Source organism: Proteus sp. NMG38-2, assembly GCF_020640995.1.
GTDB lineage: Bacteria > Pseudomonadota > Gammaproteobacteria > Enterobacterales > Enterobacteriaceae > Proteus.
On the sequence record NZ_CP085481.1, the window covers coordinates 3,127,313 to 3,147,797 of the forward strand.

17 protein-coding genes are annotated in these 20,485 nt (G+C 41.0%); all 17 read right to left on the minus strand.

All coding sequences use genetic code 11. The features are described 5' to 3' along the window. Positions 1-51: 51 nt before the first annotated feature. The 17 genes from ftsZ to LG402_RS14975 all read right to left on the minus strand — a co-directional run bounded on the left by ftsZ (position 52) and on the right by LG402_RS14975 (position 20,013). Positions 52-1,218: a cell division protein FtsZ gene (gene ftsZ / locus LG402_RS14900; RefSeq protein ID WP_072069264.1), complete on the minus strand. Its 1,167-nt coding sequence runs from the start codon at positions 1,216-1,218 to the stop codon at positions 52-54. 70 nt (positions 1,219-1,288) lie between these two features. Continuing rightward, positions 1,289-2,545 (minus strand): cell division protein FtsA, encoded by a 1,257-nt coding sequence (gene ftsA / locus LG402_RS14905; RefSeq protein WP_006533748.1) that lies wholly within the window; start codon positions 2,543-2,545, stop codon positions 1,289-1,291. A gap of 45 nt (positions 2,546-2,590) precedes the next feature. Next, positions 2,591-3,376: a cell division protein FtsQ gene (gene ftsQ, locus LG402_RS14910; RefSeq protein WP_036934971.1), complete on the minus strand. Its 786-nt coding sequence runs from the start codon at positions 3,374-3,376 to the stop codon at positions 2,591-2,593. A gap of 1 nt (position 3,377) precedes the next feature. Further along, a complete protein-coding gene (locus tag LG402_RS14915; RefSeq protein ID WP_166540885.1) occupies positions 3,378-3,734 on the minus strand; it encodes a hypothetical protein in 357 nt (118 codons plus the stop codon). 5 nt (positions 3,735-3,739) lie between these two features. Continuing rightward, positions 3,740-5,203 (minus strand): UDP-N-acetylmuramate--L-alanine ligase, encoded by a 1,464-nt coding sequence (gene murC / locus LG402_RS14920; protein ID WP_072069267.1) that lies wholly within the window; start codon positions 5,201-5,203, stop codon positions 3,740-3,742. A 41-nt stretch (positions 5,204-5,244) separates the two neighbouring features. Further along, positions 5,245-6,327 (minus strand): undecaprenyldiphospho-muramoylpentapeptide beta-N-acetylglucosaminyltransferase, encoded by a 1,083-nt coding sequence (gene murG, locus LG402_RS14925; RefSeq protein WP_166540886.1) that lies wholly within the window; start codon positions 6,325-6,327, stop codon positions 5,245-5,247. Continuing rightward, entirely contained in the window at positions 6,324-7,517 is a 1,194-nt protein-coding gene (gene ftsW, locus LG402_RS14930; protein ID WP_109407466.1) for a cell division protein FtsW, read from the minus strand. The genes murG and ftsW overlap by 4 nt, the downstream gene beginning before the upstream one ends. Beyond that, positions 7,517-8,827 carry a UDP-N-acetylmuramoyl-L-alanine--D-glutamate ligase gene (gene murD, locus LG402_RS14935; RefSeq protein ID WP_166540887.1) on the minus strand — a complete coding sequence of 437 codons (1,311 nt, stop codon included), beginning with the start codon at positions 8,825-8,827 and terminating at the stop codon, positions 7,517-7,519. The genes ftsW and murD overlap by 1 nt, the downstream gene beginning before the upstream one ends. A 1-nt stretch (position 8,828) precedes the next feature. After that, positions 8,829-9,911 (minus strand): phospho-N-acetylmuramoyl-pentapeptide-transferase, encoded by a 1,083-nt coding sequence (gene mraY, locus LG402_RS14940; protein WP_023581493.1) that lies wholly within the window; start codon positions 9,909-9,911, stop codon positions 8,829-8,831. Beyond that, the gene (gene murF / locus LG402_RS14945) at positions 9,905-11,287 is read right to left on the minus strand and encodes a UDP-N-acetylmuramoyl-tripeptide--D-alanyl-D-alanine ligase (RefSeq protein WP_166540888.1); all 1,383 of its coding nucleotides are present in this window, start codon (positions 11,285-11,287) and stop codon (positions 9,905-9,907) included. The genes mraY and murF overlap by 7 nt, the downstream gene beginning before the upstream one ends. Then, positions 11,284-12,771 (minus strand): UDP-N-acetylmuramoyl-L-alanyl-D-glutamate--2,6-diaminopimelate ligase, encoded by a 1,488-nt coding sequence (gene murE / locus LG402_RS14950; RefSeq protein WP_227335843.1) that lies wholly within the window; start codon positions 12,769-12,771, stop codon positions 11,284-11,286. Before murE ends, murF begins: the two co-directional genes overlap by 4 nt. Then, complete coding sequence (gene ftsI / locus LG402_RS14955; protein WP_166540890.1) at positions 12,758-14,554, minus strand: peptidoglycan glycosyltransferase FtsI; 1,797 nt, start codon at positions 14,552-14,554, stop codon at positions 12,758-12,760. The genes murE and ftsI overlap by 14 nt, the downstream gene beginning before the upstream one ends. Positions 14,555-14,565: 11 nt before the next feature. Beyond that, positions 14,566-14,883, minus strand: coding sequence for a cell division protein FtsL (gene ftsL, locus LG402_RS22250; RefSeq protein ID WP_082151795.1), 318 nt, complete (start codon positions 14,881-14,883; stop codon positions 14,566-14,568). After that, complete coding sequence (gene rsmH, locus LG402_RS14960) at positions 14,884-15,831, minus strand: 16S rRNA (cytosine(1402)-N(4))-methyltransferase RsmH (protein WP_109407471.1); 948 nt, start codon at positions 15,829-15,831, stop codon at positions 14,884-14,886. Between the two features lie 3 nt (positions 15,832-15,834). Beyond that, positions 15,835-16,293, minus strand: coding sequence for a division/cell wall cluster transcriptional repressor MraZ (gene mraZ, locus LG402_RS14965; protein WP_072069274.1), 459 nt, complete (start codon positions 16,291-16,293; stop codon positions 15,835-15,837). A 684-nt stretch (positions 16,294-16,977) separates the two neighbouring features. Next, entirely contained in the window at positions 16,978-17,985 is a 1,008-nt protein-coding gene (gene cra, locus LG402_RS14970; protein WP_072069275.1) for a catabolite repressor/activator, read from the minus strand. A gap of 222 nt (positions 17,986-18,207) precedes the next feature. Further along, on the minus strand, positions 18,208-20,013 hold the full coding sequence (locus LG402_RS14975) for an AMP-dependent synthetase/ligase (protein WP_227335844.1): 1,806 nt from the start codon (positions 20,011-20,013) through the stop codon (positions 18,208-18,210). Between the last annotated feature and the right edge of the window lie 472 nt (positions 20,014-20,485).

A 20,485-nucleotide genomic window follows, 5' to 3' on the forward strand; every position in this document is an offset into this window, starting at 1 on the left:
ATTGGCAGGACAGTTTAGCACAAAAAGCGGAGATGCCAATCTTTTTGGCGATTAATCAGCCTGTTTTCTCAGGAACGCAGGGATATCTAAATAATCGGGCTCTTTATTCGCCTGAGTAGATTGTTCGTTAACTGCTTTTGCTGCTGGCTTGCTTTCTTCTACAGCGGTAAAAGAAGACATGCTATTTTGCATTTGCTGATAACGATTCTCCATTGCGCTTTGCTGATTTTGCTTATTCGTTACCAGCGTAATTTCTGGACGTTTGTCCATGCCGATACCTGTTGCAACGACAGTTACACGCAGTTCATCATTCATTTCTGGGTCAAGGGATGTACCGATAACCACAGTCGCGTTGTCTGATGCAAATGCACGAATGGTGTTACCCACTGTTTCAAATTCATCAAGACGTAAGTCAAAGCCAGCGGTAATGTTGACTAACACACCACGCGCACCAGACAGGTCGATATCTTCCAATAATGGACTTGAAATCGCCATTTCTGCGGCTTCCTCAGCGCGATCTTCACCTTTAGCAGCACCAGAGCCCATCATGGCATAACCCATTTCAGACATCACGGTTCTTACGTCAGCAAAGTCAACGTTCATTAAACCAGGGCGGGTGATTAGCTCAGCGATACCTTGAACTGCGCCTTTTAAGACATCATTAGCCGCGCCAAACGCATCTAATAATGAAATTCCACGACCCAATACTTTTAATAATTTGTCATTAGGAATAGTGATTAATGAGTCAACATGTTTTGACAACTCAGTAATACCTTGTTCCGCAAATGCCATACGTTTTTTGCCTTCAAAATTAAAAGGCTTAGTTACTACAGCAACGGTCAAAATACCTAATTCTTTAGCAACTTCAGCAACAACTGGTGCGGCACCTGTACCAGTACCACCGCCCATACCTGCTGCGATAAAGACCATATCGGCACCTTCAAGCGCTGCACGCAACGCTTCACGGTCTTCTTCTGCGGCATTACGACCCACTTCAGGGTTTGCACCTGCACCTAAGCCTTTCGTAATGGCATTACCAATTTGGATAGTTTGTCCGACCGCTGTTTTACGTAGCGCTTGAGCATCCGTATTGACTGCAAAGAAATCTACGCCTTCAATACGTTCACGAACCATGTGCTCAACCGCATTACCGCCGCCGCCACCAACGCCGATGACTTTGATCACCGCATCGTTGGTTAATTCCATAGGTTCAAACATAATTTCTCTCCGTTTTGTGCCTTCTCAGGGTCGCTTGCTCAAACGACCTCTTTTTAAATTTGTCTGATTATTAAAACTCTCTTTTCAGCCAGCCGGTGAGTTTCTTAAACAAACCACTGACAGCAGAGCGTTTTTCGGTTTCTGTTTCCTCACCAAAGTGGGATTCTTTACCGTAATGCAAGAGCCCAACCGCTGTTGAGTAGTAGGGATCCTGCGCATAATCTGTTAGCCCGGTAATATTTAACGGTTTACCGATCCGTACTTGCGTGTGAAAAACACGTTGAGCACATTCAACAAGTCCATCAATCTGTGCAGCACCACCTGTTAGCACAATACCTGCGGCTAAATGATGCTTAATCCCTTGCTGACGTAATTGTTCTTGAACTTTTAAAATCTCTTCATTAACAAGATTGAGCAATTCGGTATAACGAGGCTCAATCACCTCAGCAAGAGTTTGTCGTTGCAGACTTCTTGGTGGCCTGCCTCCGACACTAGGAACTTCGACATTTTCATCTTTACCAACTAAAGAGCCTAATGCACAACCATGGCGAACTTTGATAGCTTCAGCGTCATTTGGGGGTGTACCAAACGCATAAGCGATATCACTTGTTACTACATTGCCAGCATAAGGAATAACGCGAGTGTGTCTTAATGCTCCACCAGTATAAATGGCGATGTCCATCGTACCGCCACCAATATCAACAACACACACACCAAGTTCACGTTCATCTTCTGTCAATACAGCGAAACTTGAAGCTAGTCCCGCAAAAATCAGTTGATCCACTTTTAACCCACAGCGTTCAACTGCTTTTACAATATTCTTTGCCATATCGTTATGGCAGGTAATTAGATGAACCTTAGCTTGCATACGTACACCCGACAATCCAACAGGGTTTTTGATCCCTTCTTGATAATCAATGGCATACTCTTGCGGTATAACGTGTAAAACACGATGTTCATCTTTTACTTTGACGGATTTCGCAGTGTGAACCACGCTATCAACGTCATCTTGAGTCACTTCTTCTTCTGAAATTGGCACCATACCAATCTCATTTTGGCAGCTGATATGCTTGCCTGATAACGCCAAATATACTGAAGATATTTGACAGTCAGCCATCAATTCAGCCTGATCTACCGCCCGTTGCACACATTTTACGACGGATTCAAGATCGTTAACGCCACCTTTATCCATGCCTCGAGATGGACAACTTCCCACCCCAATAATATTCACAACACCATCAGGCAGGATCTCACCGACAAGGGTGGCTACTTTGGCCGTACCAATCTCAAGACCAACTACTAATTTTCTGTCCGTCGCTTTGATCATTATTGTTCTGCCTTCGCCTTCATCGTGTCATCTGCCACGTCTTGTTTATTCATTCTCAAGTAATAAAGGAGCCCATCCGACTGCACCACCACTGTCATAACGCAGATCAACATAATCAACTCGTTTATCTGTTTGTTGTTGCAGTATCGGATACAACTCAATAAAGCGAGCGATCCGTTTTTCGTTATCCTTACGACCTAACTCCAATCGGACATCATTGTCTAAAACTAATTGCCATCCTTGACGTGCAGACATTGACGCTGCTTTTAAATTCAGGTTACTTGCAAGAAGTTGATCTCTCATTGCTACATAACCTGATAACACCATTTTTTCACTTCCTTGAGGGCCATATAACAAAGGGTAATTACCTTTGGTTTCCAATTGCGTTGGCAGACTGAAAACGCGCCCTTCTTTATCAAGAAAGTAAGTATCATTCCAGCGGGTAAAGGGAACATACTCTACCAGATGGATCTTAAGCTCATCAGGCCACTGTTTACGCACAGTGACTTGCCTAATCCATGGCATACGTTCAATTTGTTGCTGAATGATATTCACATCCTGTGTCATAAATGTGCCTGGCTGTCCTAAAGATAAAATCGCCTGACGCACATCATCATTCGTTGTGTAATGCCTCTCACCGGTTAATACAAGTTTTGAGATAGGAAGACGATTTGCATCTTTCATCCAGTTAACTACTTGTATTCCACCCCAAACGATAGTGGCAATCACACATAAGAAAAAGATTAATCCTGATAAATAAGTACCATTACTCGGTCTGTCAGAATGCTGTTTCTCTTTGTGTTCTTTTATATTTAGCGCTGCTTGTGACATATTAACCCACTAACTCCTGAGCAACGTTTAAACCAGAGAATCGCCCATCCTTTTGTCCGATGTTCCTTCGATTAATACTTTTCCTACATATATATACTTTATGAACACCTTTAGGTTTGATAATTAAATCACTAAATTGTTCAATCTGTTGAGAATTATTTACTTTAAAAGAAGAAATTGCGAATTTTTCTGCGTTTTTCTTGCTTTTTAACTGAAATTTTCTCTCAACACGGTTTTGAGCAAGCGAATTCTTGTTCATTTTTTTCGCCAATACAGTGCTATTTTTCTCATAACACCTCATCATTACAGCGAGTTGATTACCCATTTCACCATAAATGATGTTCACTTGCTCAAACATCCGTCTTAATCCTCGCTTAAAGATGGCTGTAATTTTGTATCTGCTAAGCGACGCGCTATTTTACCAATATTTCCAGCACCTTGAACTAAAACAAGATCATTATCTGTTAATACACCCGCTAATATTGATGAAATATTATCGACATCAGATACCCAGATAGGATCTAGCTTGCCACGCTGACGAATTGTTCGACAAAGTGAGCGACTGTCTGCGCCTGCAATCGGAGTTTCTCCGGCAGAATAAACGTCTGTTAATAATAAAATATCAACTTGGTTGAGAACAGTAGCAAAGTCCTCATACAAATCACGTGTACGTGTATAACGATGCGGTTGGAAAATCATTACAAGACGTTTATCTGGCCAACCGGCTCTCGCTGCTTTAATCGTTGCGTCAACTTCTGTTGGGTGATGGCCATAATCATCAACTAACATCACCTCACCTTCTTGACCGTTAACATGTTCAAGACCGTAATTACCTAAGAAGTCGAAACGGCGTCCCGTACCTTGGAAGTTAAGTAATGCAGCTAAAATATGTTCGTCAGCAATACCTTCTTCAGTAGCAACCGCCACAGCCGCAGTTGCATTTAATGCGTTATGACGACCAGGTGCATTTAATACAACTTGTAAATCAGGCATATCTTCACGAGAAATAGTGAAGAAACCTTGAGCACCTTTTTGTTCATAATGCGTAATACGAACATCTGCATCCTCACTAAACCCGTAAGTCGTAATATAACGACCCACTTTAGGGATGATAGAACGGATAACATCATCATCAAGACACATCACTGCACGACCATAGAACGGTAAATTGTGCAAAAAGGTAATAAACGTCTCTTTTAAATTGTCAAAATTACCGTGATATGTATCCATATGGTCTGCTTCGATATTCGTAACCACAGCCACCATAGGTTGTAAATGTAAAAACGATGCATCACTTTCGTCAGCTTCAGCGATTAAATAACGGCTACATCCTAAACGAGCATGCGTACCCGCTGATTTAACTAATCCGCCATTTACAAAAGTAGGATCTAATCCTGCTTGTGCATAAATATTTGAAATCATTGCTGTCGTGGTGGTTTTACCATGAGTTCCTGCAATCGCCACACCATGACGATAACGCATTAATTCAGCCAACATCTCAGCACGACGAATAACTGGAATACGTGCCTCTCTCGCGGCAATAATTTCAGGATTCTCAGCACTGATTGCAGTCGAGACCACAACAACACTAGCGCCACGAATATTTTCAGGGCGGTGATTAAAATAAACAGTTGCGCCCAAAGCAACGAGCTGTTGTGTAACGGCATTTGGCGCTAAATCAGAACCACTGATTTCATAGCCTTCATTCGCTAGCACTTCGGCAATCCCACCCATACCGGCACCACCGATGCCAATAAAGTGAATATGCTTAACTTTTCTCATTTCAGGCACAAACGATCTTAATTTTGCCAGTTGTTGTGTATTCACTATTTACTTCTTCACTCTAAGTTAATGGTTACAAGTTACGTTTATTTCTTTGCCACTTCGATTATCACATTTGCTACACGCTCTGTGGCATCCGTAATCGCAACACTTTTTGCTTTTTCTGCCATCGCTAACAATGTTTCTCTATCCCACTGCTTCAGGGTTTGTGCAATGACTTCTGGAGTTAAATCATTTTGCTCGATAATTCGCGCTGCCCCCGCTTTTTCTAATGGCAGGGCATTCCAATATTGCTGTCTATCTTTGTGCTGGAAGGGAACAAAAATAGCGGGTAATCCCGCAGCGGCAATTTCACTGACTGTTAATGCGCCGGAACGACATACGACAACATCAGCCCATTGGTAAGCTTGCGCTATATCATCAATAAATTCAGTAACTTTGTATTCAGATTTAACTGAATTTTTCGCTAATTCATTCTGATAGCGTGTTTTTGTATCACTTTCGCCACCTTTTCCTGCTTGATGCCAGATTGTAACATGTTCACCAAGCAAACCAGCGACCACCGGCAAGGTATGATTTAAAATTCGAGCGCCTTGGCTACCACCAATAATCAACACTCGAATCGGACCAGTTCTCTCTTTTAATCGTACCGATGGCGCTTCAAGCGCTAATACATCTTCACGTACAGGATTCCCAACAACTGGCGCTTTAGGAAATGCGCCCGGAAAAGCCTGTAATACACGTTTAGCAATCTTGGATAGCCAACGATTGGTTAATCCAGCAATCCCATTTTGTTCATGCAAAATAACGGGGATGCCACACATCCAAGCCGCAACACCACCGGGGCCTGAAACATATCCCCCCATACCAAGTACAGCATCGGGTTGATAACGTTTCATAATGGCGCGCGCCTGAAAAATGGCTTTAATTATACGAATTGGCGCTGCTATTAATGCTTTAATACCTTTACCACGTAAGCCAGAAATACGAATAAATTCAATATCAATACCGTGTTTGGGTACTAAATCAGCTTCCATTCTATCCGCCGTTCCTAACCATCGGATTTCCCAACCTTGGGATTGTAGATAATGAGCAACAGCTAGCCCGGGGAATACGTGTCCCCCCGTACCACCAGCCATTACCATTAAACGGCGTCTACGCTCGCTCATTTCGGGCTCCTTACAAACGCCTGAGCTTGTGCTAGACGTGTTTCATAATCTATTCGTAACAACATCACGATGGCTGTTGACATAATAATCAAACTTGAACCACCGTAACTAATAAGAGGAAGAGTTAATCCCTTCGTTGGCAACATGCCTGCTGCTGCGCCTACATTGACCAAGGATTGGAATGTAAACCAGATCCCAATTGAACACGCTAAAAAGCCTGAAAAGCGCTGATCGAGTATCAATGCACGTCGCCCAATTTGCATCGCGCGAAAAGCGATGAAGAATACCATTAAAAGCACTAAAACCACACCGATATAACCAAGTTCTTCTGCCAAAATGGAGAAAATAAAGTCGGTATGTGCTTCTGGCAAATATTCCAGTTTTTGTACTGAGTTTCCTAAACCTTGTCCAAGCAAATCGCCTCGGCCAAATGCCATCAAAGATTGCGTTAATTGGTAACCACTACCAAATGGATCCTCCCAAGGCTCTAAGAAAGAAGTGATCCGGCGAACACGATAAGGTTCAACAATGATAAGCATAACCACAGCGGCAATACCTGAACCGATAATCGCTAAGAATTGCCAGATCTTAGCACCCGCTAAAAATAAAAGTGCCAATGTGGTAACAAACAACACAACCACGGTACCTAAGTCTGGCTGCAATAACAGTAAAACAGCCAGTACTAACATAACGCCCATCGGCTTACAGAAACCCCAAAAGTTGTTTCTGACCTCTTCAACTTTTCGAACTAAGTAGCTAGATAAGTAACAAAATAAAGCCAATTTTGATAATTCAGCAGGTTGAAAGTTTAATGGCCCCACAGCAATCCAACGTGAAGCACCATTAACCGAACTTCCGACGCCCAATACCACTAATAAAAGTAGTATTGAACCAAACAGCATTAGACTGCTATAACGTTGCCAAATTGCCATAGGAATACGCATAGTGACTAACGCAATACAAAACGCCACTATAAGGTAAATTCCATCACGCTTTGCAAATAGGAAAGGATCTTCTGCAAGTCGTTGACCAACAGGCATTGAAGCTGATGTCACCATGACAAAACCGATAACCGCTAATCCGAAAGTAAACCAGAGCAAAGTGCGATCATACGGCACAAACGCCGTATTCTCAGTTTGATAACTGCCCACTAACCACTGTTTTAGTCTTCGCATTGCGAATATGCTCATCAGCCAAGCTCCCTTGCCAAGCGCGCAAATTCATCACCACGTTGCTCAAAACATTTAAACTGATCTAAACTTGCGCAAGCTGGTGAAAGCAACACCATATCCCCTGGTTTAACAGTAGGGGCTAATGCACGCATTGCCTCTTCCATTGTCACTGTTAATAAAGAGACATCTGGTCGTAAACTAGCTAGAGCTTGCCCGTCTTGTCCAAAGCAATAGAGGCGAATATTGTCACCACTGATATAAGGCAATAAAGCTGTAAAATCGGCTGATTTTCCATCACCACCTAATAAAAGGTGCAATGTACCTTCGACGTCGAGTCCTCGTAATGCCGCTTCTGTACTTCCCACATTGGTCGCTTTCGAATCATTTATCCAGCGTACATTTTGATGTGAATAAACTAATTGAAAACGATGAGCAAGACCGTGATACGTTTTCAGTACTTCAGTTGCTGCTTGACGAGAAATCTCCACTGCATCTGCAAGTGCTAGTGCCGCTAATGCATTGGTATAGTTATGCTGTCCTGAAAGATACATTTCGGACGTTGAAAGAACTTTTTCACCATTTACTTTTAAGACGCGATTTGTGTTATCAAGCTGATAATCACCTTGTCCTACTCCAAAACTGACACAACGGCCATCTTTACCCATTAAAGGTAATGTGAGTGTGTCATCTTGGTTATAAACGCAGGTATTAGCATTATCATAGATACGTAATTTCGCTTCACGGTACTGTTCCAATCCTAATGGATAGCGATTCATATGATCTTCGCTAATATTTAAGACTGTCGCCGCAGCTGCTTTTAAGCTATACGTGGTTTCTAGTTGGAAACTTGATAGCTCTAATACATAAAGATCATGAGGCTCAGTTAGCAAGGTCAGTGCAGGAACACCAATATTCCCCCCAACACCAACTCGAATACCATCCGCTTTTGCCATTTCACCCACAAGCATTGTAACTGTGCTTTTACCATTAGAGCCTGTAATAGCCACAATAGGTGCTTTTGCTTCGCGACAAAACAGTTCAATATCCCCCACAATTTCGACACCATGACTTGCAGCTTCAACAAGCTCAGGAGTCGAAAGGGCAATACCAGGACTTGAGACAATTAAATCAGCATCGTTAAGCCATGCTTGGTGAAAGCTGCCTGTATGATATTCAACGTCAACAGGAAGCTTATCTAAGCCTCCTGGTTTTTGGCGCGTGTCAATCACTTTAGGTGTAACACCTTGACGGATAAAAAAGTCAACGCAGGAAAGACCTGTTATTCCAAGCCCAACAACAACGACTTTTTTTCCCTGATAATTTGCCATCTTAACGTACCTTTAACGTCGCCAGACCAATAAGCACTAACATCAGTGAAATAATCCAGAAGCGGACAATAACACGAGGTTCAGGCCAGCCTTTTAATTCATAGTGGTGATGAATTGGAGCCATACGGAAAATACGCTGACCACGTAATTTAAATGAACCGACTTGTAAAATAACGGAGAGTGTTTCAACAACAAACACACCCCCCATAATCACTAATAAGAATTCTTGGCGTAATAACACAGCAATCGTACCTAACGCACCACCCAATGCGAGAGAACCAACATCTCCCATAAAGACTTGCGCTGGGTAAGTGTTAAACCAAAGAAAACCTAAACCCGCACCGACGATAGCGGTACATACAATCACTAATTCGCCCGCATGCATTAAATAGGGGATCTTCAAGTAACTTGCAAAATTAACGTTACCTGTCGCCCATGCGACTAATGCAAAACCAGCGGCGACAAAAACAGTTGGCATAATGGCTAAACCATCTAAACCATCCGTTAAGTTAACGGCGTTACTTGTTCCCACAATGACGAAATAAGCCAGTAAAATATAAAGCATGCCTAATTGAGGCATAACATCTTTAAAGAATGGGACGACTAGCTGTGTTGCAGGAGTATCTTTACCAATAGCATACATACTAAATGCAACGACTAACGCCAACACGGATTGCCAGAAATATTTCCAACGTGCAATCAAGCCTTTGGTATCTTTACGAACGACTTTGCGATAATCATCAACAAAGCCGATAACGCCATAACCAATTAAAACCAATAACACACACCAAACATAAGGGTTGTCTAGTCTTGCCCATAGTAATGTGGAAATGGAGATAGAGAACAGGATCATAATCCCGCCCATTGTTGGTGTGCCACGTTTGCTAAAGTGAGACTCTGGCCCTTCACTACGAACCACTTGTCCAATTTGCATTTTTTGTAACCAAGCAATGAGGTGAGGCCCCATCCACAAAGCAATAATTAATGCCGTCAATAAACCAACAATCGCCCTGAATGTCAGATAAGAAAACACATTAAAAAATGTATGGTATTTAACCAAATATTCGGCTAGCCAAACTAACATTCAAAGCACTCCTTTAATGCGTTCACGATATCTTCCATTGCGGAGCTTCGTGAACCTTTTACTAAAACTGAAACAACATCATGCTGCTGTAATAATGGAATTAATTGAGCGAGTAAGTCGGCTTTAAATGTAAAATGCTGACCACCTTGGTTTTCATCACTAATAAAGTGGCTGTGATCCCCTACGGTAAATACACTATCAATCCCTGCATTGTGTGCAAAACGTCCCACATCACGGTGACATTTCTCTGAGTCTTTACCTAACTCAGCCATATCTCCCGCAACAAAAATCTTATATCCCGGCAATTGAGAGAGCACTTGTAAGCCCGCAATCATCGAACCATCATTCGCATTATAAGTATCATCTAACACCATTTTCCCGGTGGTTAACTCCACAGGGTACAATCGCCCAGGTACCGCTTTTAATGTTGATAACCCAAGGCGAACCGCATCAAGCGTTGCGCCTGCTGAAAGTGCCAACGCACTAGCAGCTAAAGCATTGGCAATATTATGACGTCCCGGCAATGGAAGAGTGACTTCAACACAACCTTCTGGTGTATGTAAGGTGAAGTTAGTGGTGAATTGCTTAATAGCGATATCCGTCGGATAAAAATCAGCATTACTGTGAGCTGATAAAGAGAAAGACCATTGCGTTTGACGCGCATTAAAGTGGCGTTCCCATAGAGGTAAGTCATTACTATCAAGATTAATAATGGCAGTACCTTGCTCTTTTAGATGTGTAAAGATTTCGCCTTTTGCTTGGGCAATGCCTTCAAGTGAGCCGAAACCTTCAATATGAGCAGAAAAGAGATTATTTACCAAAGCGCTATCAGGTTTAACCATATCCACGGTATAGGCAATTTCACCAATATGATTTGCACCTAGCTCGATAACGGCAAAACGATGCTCTGGTGTTAAACGAAACAGTGTTAGTGGCACACCAATATCATTATTTAAATTACCGTAAGTATATAAAGTTTCACCACAATGACGCAAAATCGAAGCCGTCATTTCTTTGACAGATGTTTTTCCTGAAGAGCCTGTCAATGCCACAATTTTAGCATTGCTCAGTGAACGGATATGAGTAGCAATCGCCCCCATTGCCAAACGAGTATCTTTCACAATGATTTGCGGACAATCAATATCAATTTCACGGTTAACCAATACGGCAACGGCGCCCTTTTCTTTGACATCAGCGATAAAGTCATGCGCATCAAAACGCTCACCTGCTAATGCAATAAAGAGGCAATATTCATCAATATTGCGGCTATCTGTTGAAATTGATTTAATCGTTAACTGATTAGCTTGGCTTTGAGCAATATGGCTCAACTGACCATCTGTAACTTGTGCAATGATTTCTAGTGATAAAGGGATCATGCTATCACCCCTAATAACCGTGCAACGGTTAATCTATCCGAATAATCAAGGCGGCGTGAACCGACTAACTGGTAATCTTCATGCCCTTTGCCTGCGACTAAAATCATATCATTAGCATCGGCTTGCATAATCACGTTAGTCACTGCTTCTGCTCTGCCTTCAATAGCAATTGCACGGCCAGGTTCCATTAAACCAGAAAGAATATCTTGAATAATGGCTTTTGGCTCTTCACTACGTGGATTATCATCAGTGATAACAACTTTATCTGCTAATTCTTCTGCAACTGCACCCATTAGTGGGCGCTTACCTTTATCTCTATCACCACCACAACCAAACACACACCACAATTTACCAGTGCAGTGTAAACGAGTGGCTTGGAGTGCTTTTTCTAGTGCATCAGGAGTATGAGCATAATCGACAATAACGGTAGGACGATTATCTGCACTAAACACTTCCATTCGACCACAAACAGGAGTAAGTGCAGACGATGCTTTAATCACAGCATCTAATGGATATTCCAGTGCTAACAATGTCGCTAAAGCACATAATAGATTACTGACGTTAAATGCCCCCATTAATGGGCTTTCAATTTCCCCTTCACCCCAGCTTGAGCTAAAGCGAATAGTTGCACCTTCATCGTGGTAATTAATGTTTGTTGTTTTAACGAAGCGACCTTGCCAATTTACAGGCAATTTATTATCCATTGTCACTGCAACAGCGTCAGGCAAACGTAATAACCATTTTTGACCAACAGTATCATCCGCATTAATGATTTTCTCACCACTATGATGTGTGGAGAACAATAACCATTTGGCCTCTTCGTAATTTGCCATATCACCATGATAATCAAGATGATCACGACTTAAATTAGTAAACACACTGGTCACAAAAGGTAAAGCGCTAACGCGACCTTGCACTAAGCCATGAGAAGAGACTTCCATCGCTGTAAATGTCGCGCCTTGATTTAATAGTTGTTGTAACTCTAATTGAATATCAACCGCAGAGCCTGTGGTGTTCATGGCTGGAACAACGTGACCTAATAGCCCGTTACCTACTGTTCCCATCACAGCACTGGTTTCGCCTAATCCTTGTGCCCACTGCGCTAACAATTGTGTTGTTGTTGTTTTTCCGTTAGTTCCAGTAACACCAATTAATTTCAGTTTTTCAGCTGGTTGATGATAAAAATATCCAGCTAATTTTGATAATTCCGCATTGAGATTATCAATATAAATAACAGGTATGCCGTGGCTTTCACGAATTTCACCATGCGTTGCAACATCTTGTGCTTCCGCTAATACCGCAGAAACACCTTGAGCAATTGCTTGAGGAATATAGCGTCTACCATCAGTTTCATGACCCTTAATGGCGATAAAAAGATCACCGCTTGCCGCTTTTCGGCTGTCGAGTGTCATGTCTTTGAGCATCAATGACGGTGCTTGTATCCCTAGTGCCCCTAATAGGTCACTTAAGTTAGGATCGGCCACTTGTATCCTCTTCTTTTTTAATTACAAATTCATTTTTATCGTCTGGCATCAATGCATCTGGTTCTACGTTCATTGTTCGTAAAACCGCGCCCATGATTGTGCCAAACACCGGTGCAGATACTGCGCCCCCGTAATATTTACCCGCTTTAGGTTCGTCGATTATCACAACCAACGCAAAACGTGGACGACTCGCAGGCGCAACGCCCGCCGCATAAGAGATATATTGATTGATATATTTTCCGTCTGGTCCTACTTTTTTCGCCGTACCTGTTTTAATCGCAATGCGATACCCTTTAATAGCCGCACTTACACCGCCGCCACCGGGCAATGCAACACTTTCCATCATATGCACGACCGTTTTCATTACTGGCTCAGGAAATACGCGCGTTCCTGGTACAGGAGGATCAACTTTTGTAATTGAGAGTGGACGGTAAATACCAAAACTACCAATCGTTGCATAGACACGCGCTAATTGTAACGGTGTTACCATTAGCCCATATCCGAATGAGAAGGTGGCCCTTTCAAGATCGGACCACCGTTGTTTTTTTATTGGAAATATGCCACTACTTTCACCAACTAGCCCCAAGTTAGTTGGCTTCCCGAATCCAAAACGTGAATAAACATCCACAAGTTCAGATGCAGGCATCGCTAACGCTAGTCGTGAAACACCAACGTTACTCGATTTCTGTAATATTCCTGTTATCGATAACTCATGATATAACGCCACATCTTTTATTTGATGTCCGTTAAGACGATAAGGAATTGTATTAATAACACTATTTTCTTTAACAATATGATTGTGCAGAGCACTCATCACAACCATCGGTTTTACTGTAGAACCTGGTTCAAAAATATCGGTGATAGCACGATTACGCATCGCATCTTTAGGCGTTCCCGCTAAATTATTCGGGTTATAAGATGGGCTATTCGCCATTGCTAACACTTCGCCTGTATTGACGTCTACTAAAACAGCAGTTCCAGATTCTGCTTTATTCTTGATAACAGCATTGGTTAATTCACGATAAACCACGGATTGTAGGCGTTCATCAATACTTAACATCAAGTTATGAGCAGCTTGACTATCTGTTTGAGCAATATTTTCAATGACTCGATTGAAACCATCCTTACGAACGACACGTTCACCAGGAGCACCTGTTAGCCATTGGTTAAAACTTTTTTCAACACCTTCAATGCCATCACCATCAATATTCGTTACACCAATAATATGAGCAGTTACTTCACCCGATGGATAATAACGTTTGGATTCTTGGCGCATGTTAATCCCAGTAATTTTCAATTTACTAATGTAATCACTAATTTCGGGATTAACTTGGCGAGCAAGATAGATAAAACGTGCGGAAGGTGCGGCAGCAATTTTCTGTTCGATTTGACTGACGGAGATCTTTAGTGCGTCAGCAAGCGCTAACCAACGAGAATCTGTCATATCTGGATTGGCATCCAATACAACTTTAGGATCTGCCCAAATAGCATACACAGGCACACTGACTGCAAGAGGTCTTCCCATTCTATCGCTGATCATCCCTCTTGCTGTTGGGACTTTTTGTACACGTAAAGAACGCATATCCCCTTCACGAATTAGGGGATCTGGATTAATAATTTGTAAATAGGCAACACGGATTAATAGCGCGGCTAAAGCGATACCAATGCCTGTGCAAAGCAACGCAAAACGCCAACTCACAAATCCTGTTTTTTCTTCAGGCTTGCGTAGTTTGGCATTTGACTTTGTCTTTGCTTTCGCTTTTGCCGAACGTGAAAATTTCATACTTGCCTTAATTATTTAGTAACCACGATGTTCTCTTTTGTTGGATCAACATGAACCATCCCCAAACTATCACTTGAAAAACGCTCTACTCGGCTATGATCGGCCAGTGCATTTTCTTCAAGAATGAGGTTGCGCCATTCGATATCCAATACATTTTTTTCCAGCACTAAACGCTCTTTTTCTGCTGTCAATAAACGTGTCTTGTGCGCTGTCGTCACGACATACACCGCAGAAATAATCACGGCTATCAGTAAACATACAGGTAACTTGCCATGACGCAGTAAATCCTGCCCTATAACTCCTGGTAGTGTGTGTCGTTCTGTAGACATTTATTCCTCAATACGTTGTGCTACACGTAATACAGAGCTTCGTGCCCGTGGGTTCTCTTCCACCTCTATACCTGTCGGTTTCATCTTGTGAATACTGGATAAGCGAGCACTTCCTAACTCTTTTATCTGCGCTTCTGTGAGTGGAATACCCGCTGGGACAACTGGCCCTTTGCTCTCATCACGAATAAAGCGTTTTACTAATCGGTCTTCTAATGAATGGAAGCTAATCACAGATAAACGCCCTTCTGGCGCTAAAACTGAGACTGCACCTTTTAATGCTTTTTCAATTTCATCTAATTCGCTGTTGATATAGATTCGAATTGCTTGAAAGCTTCGTGTTGCTGGATGCTTATGGCGTTCTTTTACTGGGCTTGCTTCACTAATTAAATCAGCTAACTGCTTAGTTCGTGTCAACGGCTCTTCTGTTTTATTACGAGCAACAATGGCGCGTGCAATGCGCTTAGCGAAACGTTCTTCACCAAATGTTTTCAGTACCCAAGTAATGTCATCTTCTGCAGCTGTCATTAGCCATTGCGCAGCAGATTGCCCTGAAGTGGGGTCCATACGCATATCAAGTGGCCCGTCTCGCATAAAAGAAAAACCACGTTCAGGATCATCAAGCTGAGGAGAAGAAACGCCTAAATCCAGCAAAACGCCATCAATCTTCCCAGCTAAACCTAACTCTTTGACATACTGTTCAATATTTGAAAAAGGCCCATGAACAATAGAAAATCGTGCATCATCTATTTCATTGGCAACTGCAATAGCTTGTGGATCTCGGTCTATCGCTATCAAGCGACCTTGCTCACCTAATTGCGATAAAATTAAACGGGAGTGGCCTCCGCGACCAAATGTTCCGTCGATATAGATACCTGAAGACTTAATGTTCAGGCCATTCACTGCTTCATCCAGTAGTACACTGGTATGGCTAAAATTATTTGTTGTCATTATTTAAAGTGATAAATCCAATAGTCGTGTCGATAACGGTTCCTGAGAGGTTTGCTCGGCAACAATGTCTTTTTCAATCTGGCTATACCAGACCTGTTCATCCCACAATTCAAATTTATTGAATTGACCGACTAACATGACCTCTTTGGTTAGCCCCGCATGCTGTCTTAGCGTGCTAGCTAGCAAAAGACGTCCTGCACTATCCATTTGGCATTCGCTGGCATGTCCTAATAACAGACGTTGAACTCGACGTTCAGCCGGGTTCATGGAAGACAAAGCCGCCAATTTTAACTCAATCTTTTCCCATTCAGGAAGTGTATAAAGCAATAAACACGGCTGATTGAGATCAATGGTACAAACCATTTGACCTTCAGAAATCTCACTCAGCGTTGTTCGATAACGGGAAGGAACTGTTATTCGCCCTTTGCTGTCAAGATTAACGAGTGTTGCTCCACGAAACATCCTCATTACCCTCAGCTTTGTAATTTACACCACATTATCCCACAAATCCCCACAAATAGAGTTTACGGATGGTATGAAAACGTTGTCAAGCCAGATGTAGGAAGCTTTATTTATATTTACAGTAATTTGATGAGTACACCGAAATGTTGAAATTATTGACAAAAAAGAAATAAGGAATATTAACACTATGATTAATAGCGATTATTTTTCATTTTATATTTTTAATTACGAAAAGTAATTATTTATAACGATAACAAGGAAGAAAACCAGATAAAGAAATCATAATGAGTAAATAATAATTTTAATGATAAAAAACTAATTTATAGCAGTTCATTTACCTTTAGCCAACATAATCATTTGAGGATGCTTTTATATAAATAAAAATAAAAAGGCTTAAAAAAATAATTCAATATCAGGCAGATAGTTATTTATTTTCTTCTCACTTTCTCTAAAGTAAAATCTGTTATTTATTAAAGTTAAGCAATATCACTTATGGGTATGTCAAAATTTAATCTATTAACTTAGAAAAATGAGAGAAATAGTAAAAAAAGGCTTAAGATTAATCTCAAATTTAATATTCTCTAAGCTATTCGACATTCTTAAATCAAATAAAGCATCCCCGTTTTAATTTAATAAAACAGGGATGAGTATAAATGCAGGTAATTATGATAAAGCAATATCAAATTAACGTGCGCGTCCTAAACTGCCTCGGCGACATAAATCACGACGAATACGTGTAATTCCCGCTTGCGGTTTTTGTTCTTCTTCCAGACTAGCAAGAACAAGTTCTAATACACGTTCTGCAATATCACGATGTCGTTGAGCGACAGATAAAACAGGGCATTCAAGGAAATCCAATAACTCATGATCACCGAAAGTCGCAATAACCAATTGTGTTGGTAAACGGCCACTTCGTTGTAACGTCACATCCATAACCCCTTGCAATAAAGCAAACGAAGTTGTGAATAATGCATCTGGCATTGGATTATTGTTTAGCCATTCTGAGAAAGCTGCTGCTGCGGCTTCTCGCTCATAGCTATTAGCATAAAGGTAGGTTACTTCTCGAGGATCATCTTTCCAAACACTACGGAAACCTTGTTCACGTAAAAAACTCACAGAGAGTTCAGGAAGGGCCCCTAAGTAAAGTACAGATTGCGAAGGAAAAGCTTTCAGTTCAGTTGCCAACATTTTGGCATCTTCTAAGTCATCACCAACAACGCTGATAAAATGCTCACTTTCTAATGCCCTATCTAGCGCGATAATCGGTAATGAGCGATTAGCCCAACGCTGATAAAAAGGGTGTTCTGGTGGCAATGCCGTTGAAACAATAATGGCATCAACTTGACGTTGTAATAAATGCTCAACACAACGAATTTCGTTGTCAGGTTGGTCTTCTGAACATGCAATTAGCAACTGATAACCGCGTTGGCGTGCTTGTCGTTCAAGGTAATTTGCGATCCTGGTATAACTGGTGTTTTCCAAATCAGGAATAACCAAACCAATAGAACGCGTACGACCAGCACGTAATCCCGCGGCAACAGCGTTCGGGTGGTAATTATGCTCTCTGACCACCGCCATCACTTTTTCAACAGTCTTGTCACTTACACGGTACTGTTTCGCCTTACCATTAATGACATAACTTGCTGTTGTTCGTGAAACACCAGCCAAGCGGGCGATTTCATCCAGTTTCACATTAGCCTCTTTTAATTATTAAATGTGTTATTTATTACATATTGCTATGAACTTCAGTCATTATGCTGATCTGATTTTGCATTTTAACACAATTTACTGATAAAACCGTATGCGTCAACGTTTCCGTTTATGCCTTTTATCAATTATTTTAATCATCATTATCTATCAATCAGTAATTTCACAAGAAAAAAGCACCTTAAAGGTGCTTTTTCTTGCTTAAATTTAATCTTGATACATCAATTCAATTTCATTTCGATAACGTTCTGAAATAATTTTACGGCGAAGTTTTAATGTCGGTGTTAACTCACCTGATTCCATTGAAAAACCTTCAGCAAGCAACGTAAATCGCTTAACCTGATGAAAACTAGAAAAGTTTTTTTGCATTTCACGTAAACGCTCATCAAACAGTTCTTTAATTTTTGTATGACGTAATAATTCGATGCGATCATGGTATTTTAGATTTAATGCTCGGGCATGTTCTTCAAGAGCATCAAAACAAGGCACAATCAGCGCAGAAACAAATTTACGCGTATCAGCAATCACCGCAATATGCTCAATAAAACGGTCTTGCCCTAAAGTACCTTCAATCATTTGTGGTGCAATATATTTACCATTCGACGTTTTCATTAAGTCTTTTAAACGTTCAGTGATAAATAGTGCACCATCACTATCAAGCGCGCCGGCATCACCAGTACGTAACCAACCGTCTTCTGTAAAAGCAGCCGCGGTATCTTCTGGTTTATTGAAGTACCCTTTCATAACAATGCTACCACGGACTTGAATTTCATTTTCAGCCCCAATACGAACTTCAATACCTGGTAGTGGTGTACCAATAGAGCCTAATTTATACTTATTTTCTTCCCAGCATGAAACAGTGGCACAGGTTTCGGTCATACCATAACCGTATTTAATATTAATCCCTGTTGCTAAAAAGAAACGAATAACAGCATCATCTAAACGCGCACCAGCTGCTGGTAAAAAGCGGACCCGTCCACCTAAAATTTGGCGTAATGGTTTTAAAACCTTCTTATCAGCAAAGCGATAACATAAACGAGAAATGAAACTGAGATTACGCTGATTAAGTTGTGCTTCGCGCTGTTTTTCACCCTGCTTGATTGCCCATTTAAAAATAAATCGACGTAATAGTGAAGCCTGAGACACTTTGTCTTGAATTGCGCTATATACTTTTTCATAGAAGCGCGGAACAGCACACATAACGGTAGGCTTAACCTCACTCATTGCTTCTCTAACAGCATGAGTATCCGTTAAATACACATTGACAGCTCCCGTGTGCATGACATAAAAGCTCCAAGCACGTTCGAAAACGTGAGAAAGCGGTAAGAAACATAATGAAACGTCTTTATCTGATAATGAAAGACGTTCGTCATGCAGGTAAAGTTGAGATGCTAAACTCGTGTAATCAAGCATTACACCTTTAGGTTCCCCTGTTGTTCCTGATGTATAAATCAAGGTAAACAGATCGTCTAAATTACACTCACCAATGCGTTGTACTAACACGTCATCATACTGATATTGAGTGTTATTAATTAAACTATCGAGATAACATGAAGCTGGATTTGTGTTTAATACGACATCAGAGTTAAATACAATAATATGTTCAAGTTGAGGACATAACGCTAATAATTCAGAAGCAATATCGTATTGCTTTTGGTCGCCAACAAAAAGAATGCGAATATTTGCATCATTTAAAATATAAGCGGCTTGTTCAACATTGCTGGTTGCATAAAGAGGAACAGTTACCGCACGTAATTGCAAAGAAGCAATATCAGCCAAAGACCAATCAATGGTATTTTGAGAAAAGATCCCTATATTTTCTTGAACACTCACACCCATTTCTAATAATGCATTTGAGAGCGCGCGTGTTTTCTTTTCAACCTCTGTCCATGACATTTCGATATTGCGCTTAGCATCCCACTGACGATAAGCAATATTATTCCCGCTGTGCAAAAACCGCATCTGCAATCTTCTAATTATATGATAATCTTGAAGATTATTATTAGTTATCATAATTTTCCTGCTATTTATGGAAAAGCGACCGTGTTATCAAACTGAAATGGACAAAATACGCCACTTATAATTTCAGCTTACACTTGTTCGCTGACTCGGATAAAAGTCTAAGTGATCCACCAAAATAAAGGAATTCAATTTTACATAAATTTGTAAAATTGTGAGTTATGAAAAGTTTTGTCAAAAGGAGCTATCTCACCTCAGTGAGGGAGTTCGACATTACAATTCTATTTTTTTATGGAAGATAAAAAGAAAAATAGATGAATAACAACAAGTAACTGTTATTACGTAATCAGTGACAATATATAGAAAAGAGTATTGGTGTAGAAAATCACCGTTGAGCGAGTAAAATGCGAATAATAGTCATTATTATAAATAAAGGGCAAAAATAGTGACAGCAATCCAATTTATTTTATCTAACCGCATAAAACTCATGTTGGTCATTAGTCTAACAACTAATGTTATCTGCCAC

Coding starts and splice junctions, on each gene's coding strand:
- ftsZ (WP_072069264.1), bottom strand. CDS start 1,218: ATGTTTGAACCTATGGAATTAACCAACGATGCGGTGATCAAAGTCATC.
- ftsA (WP_006533748.1), bottom strand. CDS start 2,545: ATGATCAAAGCGACGGACAGAAAATTAGTAGTTGGTCTTGAGATTGGT.
- ftsQ (WP_036934971.1), bottom strand. CDS start 3,376: ATGTCACAAGCAGCGCTAAATATAAAAGAACACAAAGAGAAACAGCAT.
- LG402_RS14915 (WP_166540885.1), bottom strand. CDS start 3,734: ATGTTTGAGCAAGTGAACATCATTTATGGTGAAATGGGTAATCAACTC.
- murG (WP_166540886.1), bottom strand. CDS start 6,327: ATGAGCGAGCGTAGACGCCGTTTAATGGTAATGGCTGGTGGTACGGGG.
- ftsW (WP_109407466.1), bottom strand. CDS start 7,517: ATGAGCATATTCGCAATGCGAAGACTAAAACAGTGGTTAGTGGGCAGT.
- murD (WP_166540887.1), bottom strand. CDS start 8,827: ATGGCAAATTATCAGGGAAAAAAAGTCGTTGTTGTTGGGCTTGGAATA.
- mraY (WP_023581493.1), bottom strand. CDS start 9,911: ATGTTAGTTTGGCTAGCCGAATATTTGGTTAAATACCATACATTTTTT.
- murF (WP_166540888.1), bottom strand. CDS start 11,287: ATGATCCCTTTATCACTAGAAATCATTGCACAAGTTACAGATGGTCAG.
- ftsI (WP_166540890.1), bottom strand. CDS start 14,554: ATGAAATTTTCACGTTCGGCAAAAGCGAAAGCAAAGACAAAGTCAAAT.
- ftsL (WP_082151795.1), bottom strand. CDS start 14,883: ATGTCTACAGAACGACACACACTACCAGGAGTTATAGGGCAGGATTTA.
- rsmH (WP_109407471.1), bottom strand. CDS start 15,831: ATGACAACAAATAATTTTAGCCATACCAGTGTACTACTGGATGAAGCA.
- mraZ (WP_072069274.1), bottom strand. CDS start 16,293: ATGTTTCGTGGAGCAACACTCGTTAATCTTGACAGCAAAGGGCGAATA.
- LG402_RS14975 (WP_227335844.1), bottom strand. CDS start 20,013: ATGATAACTAATAATAATCTTCAAGATTATCATATAATTAGAAGATTG.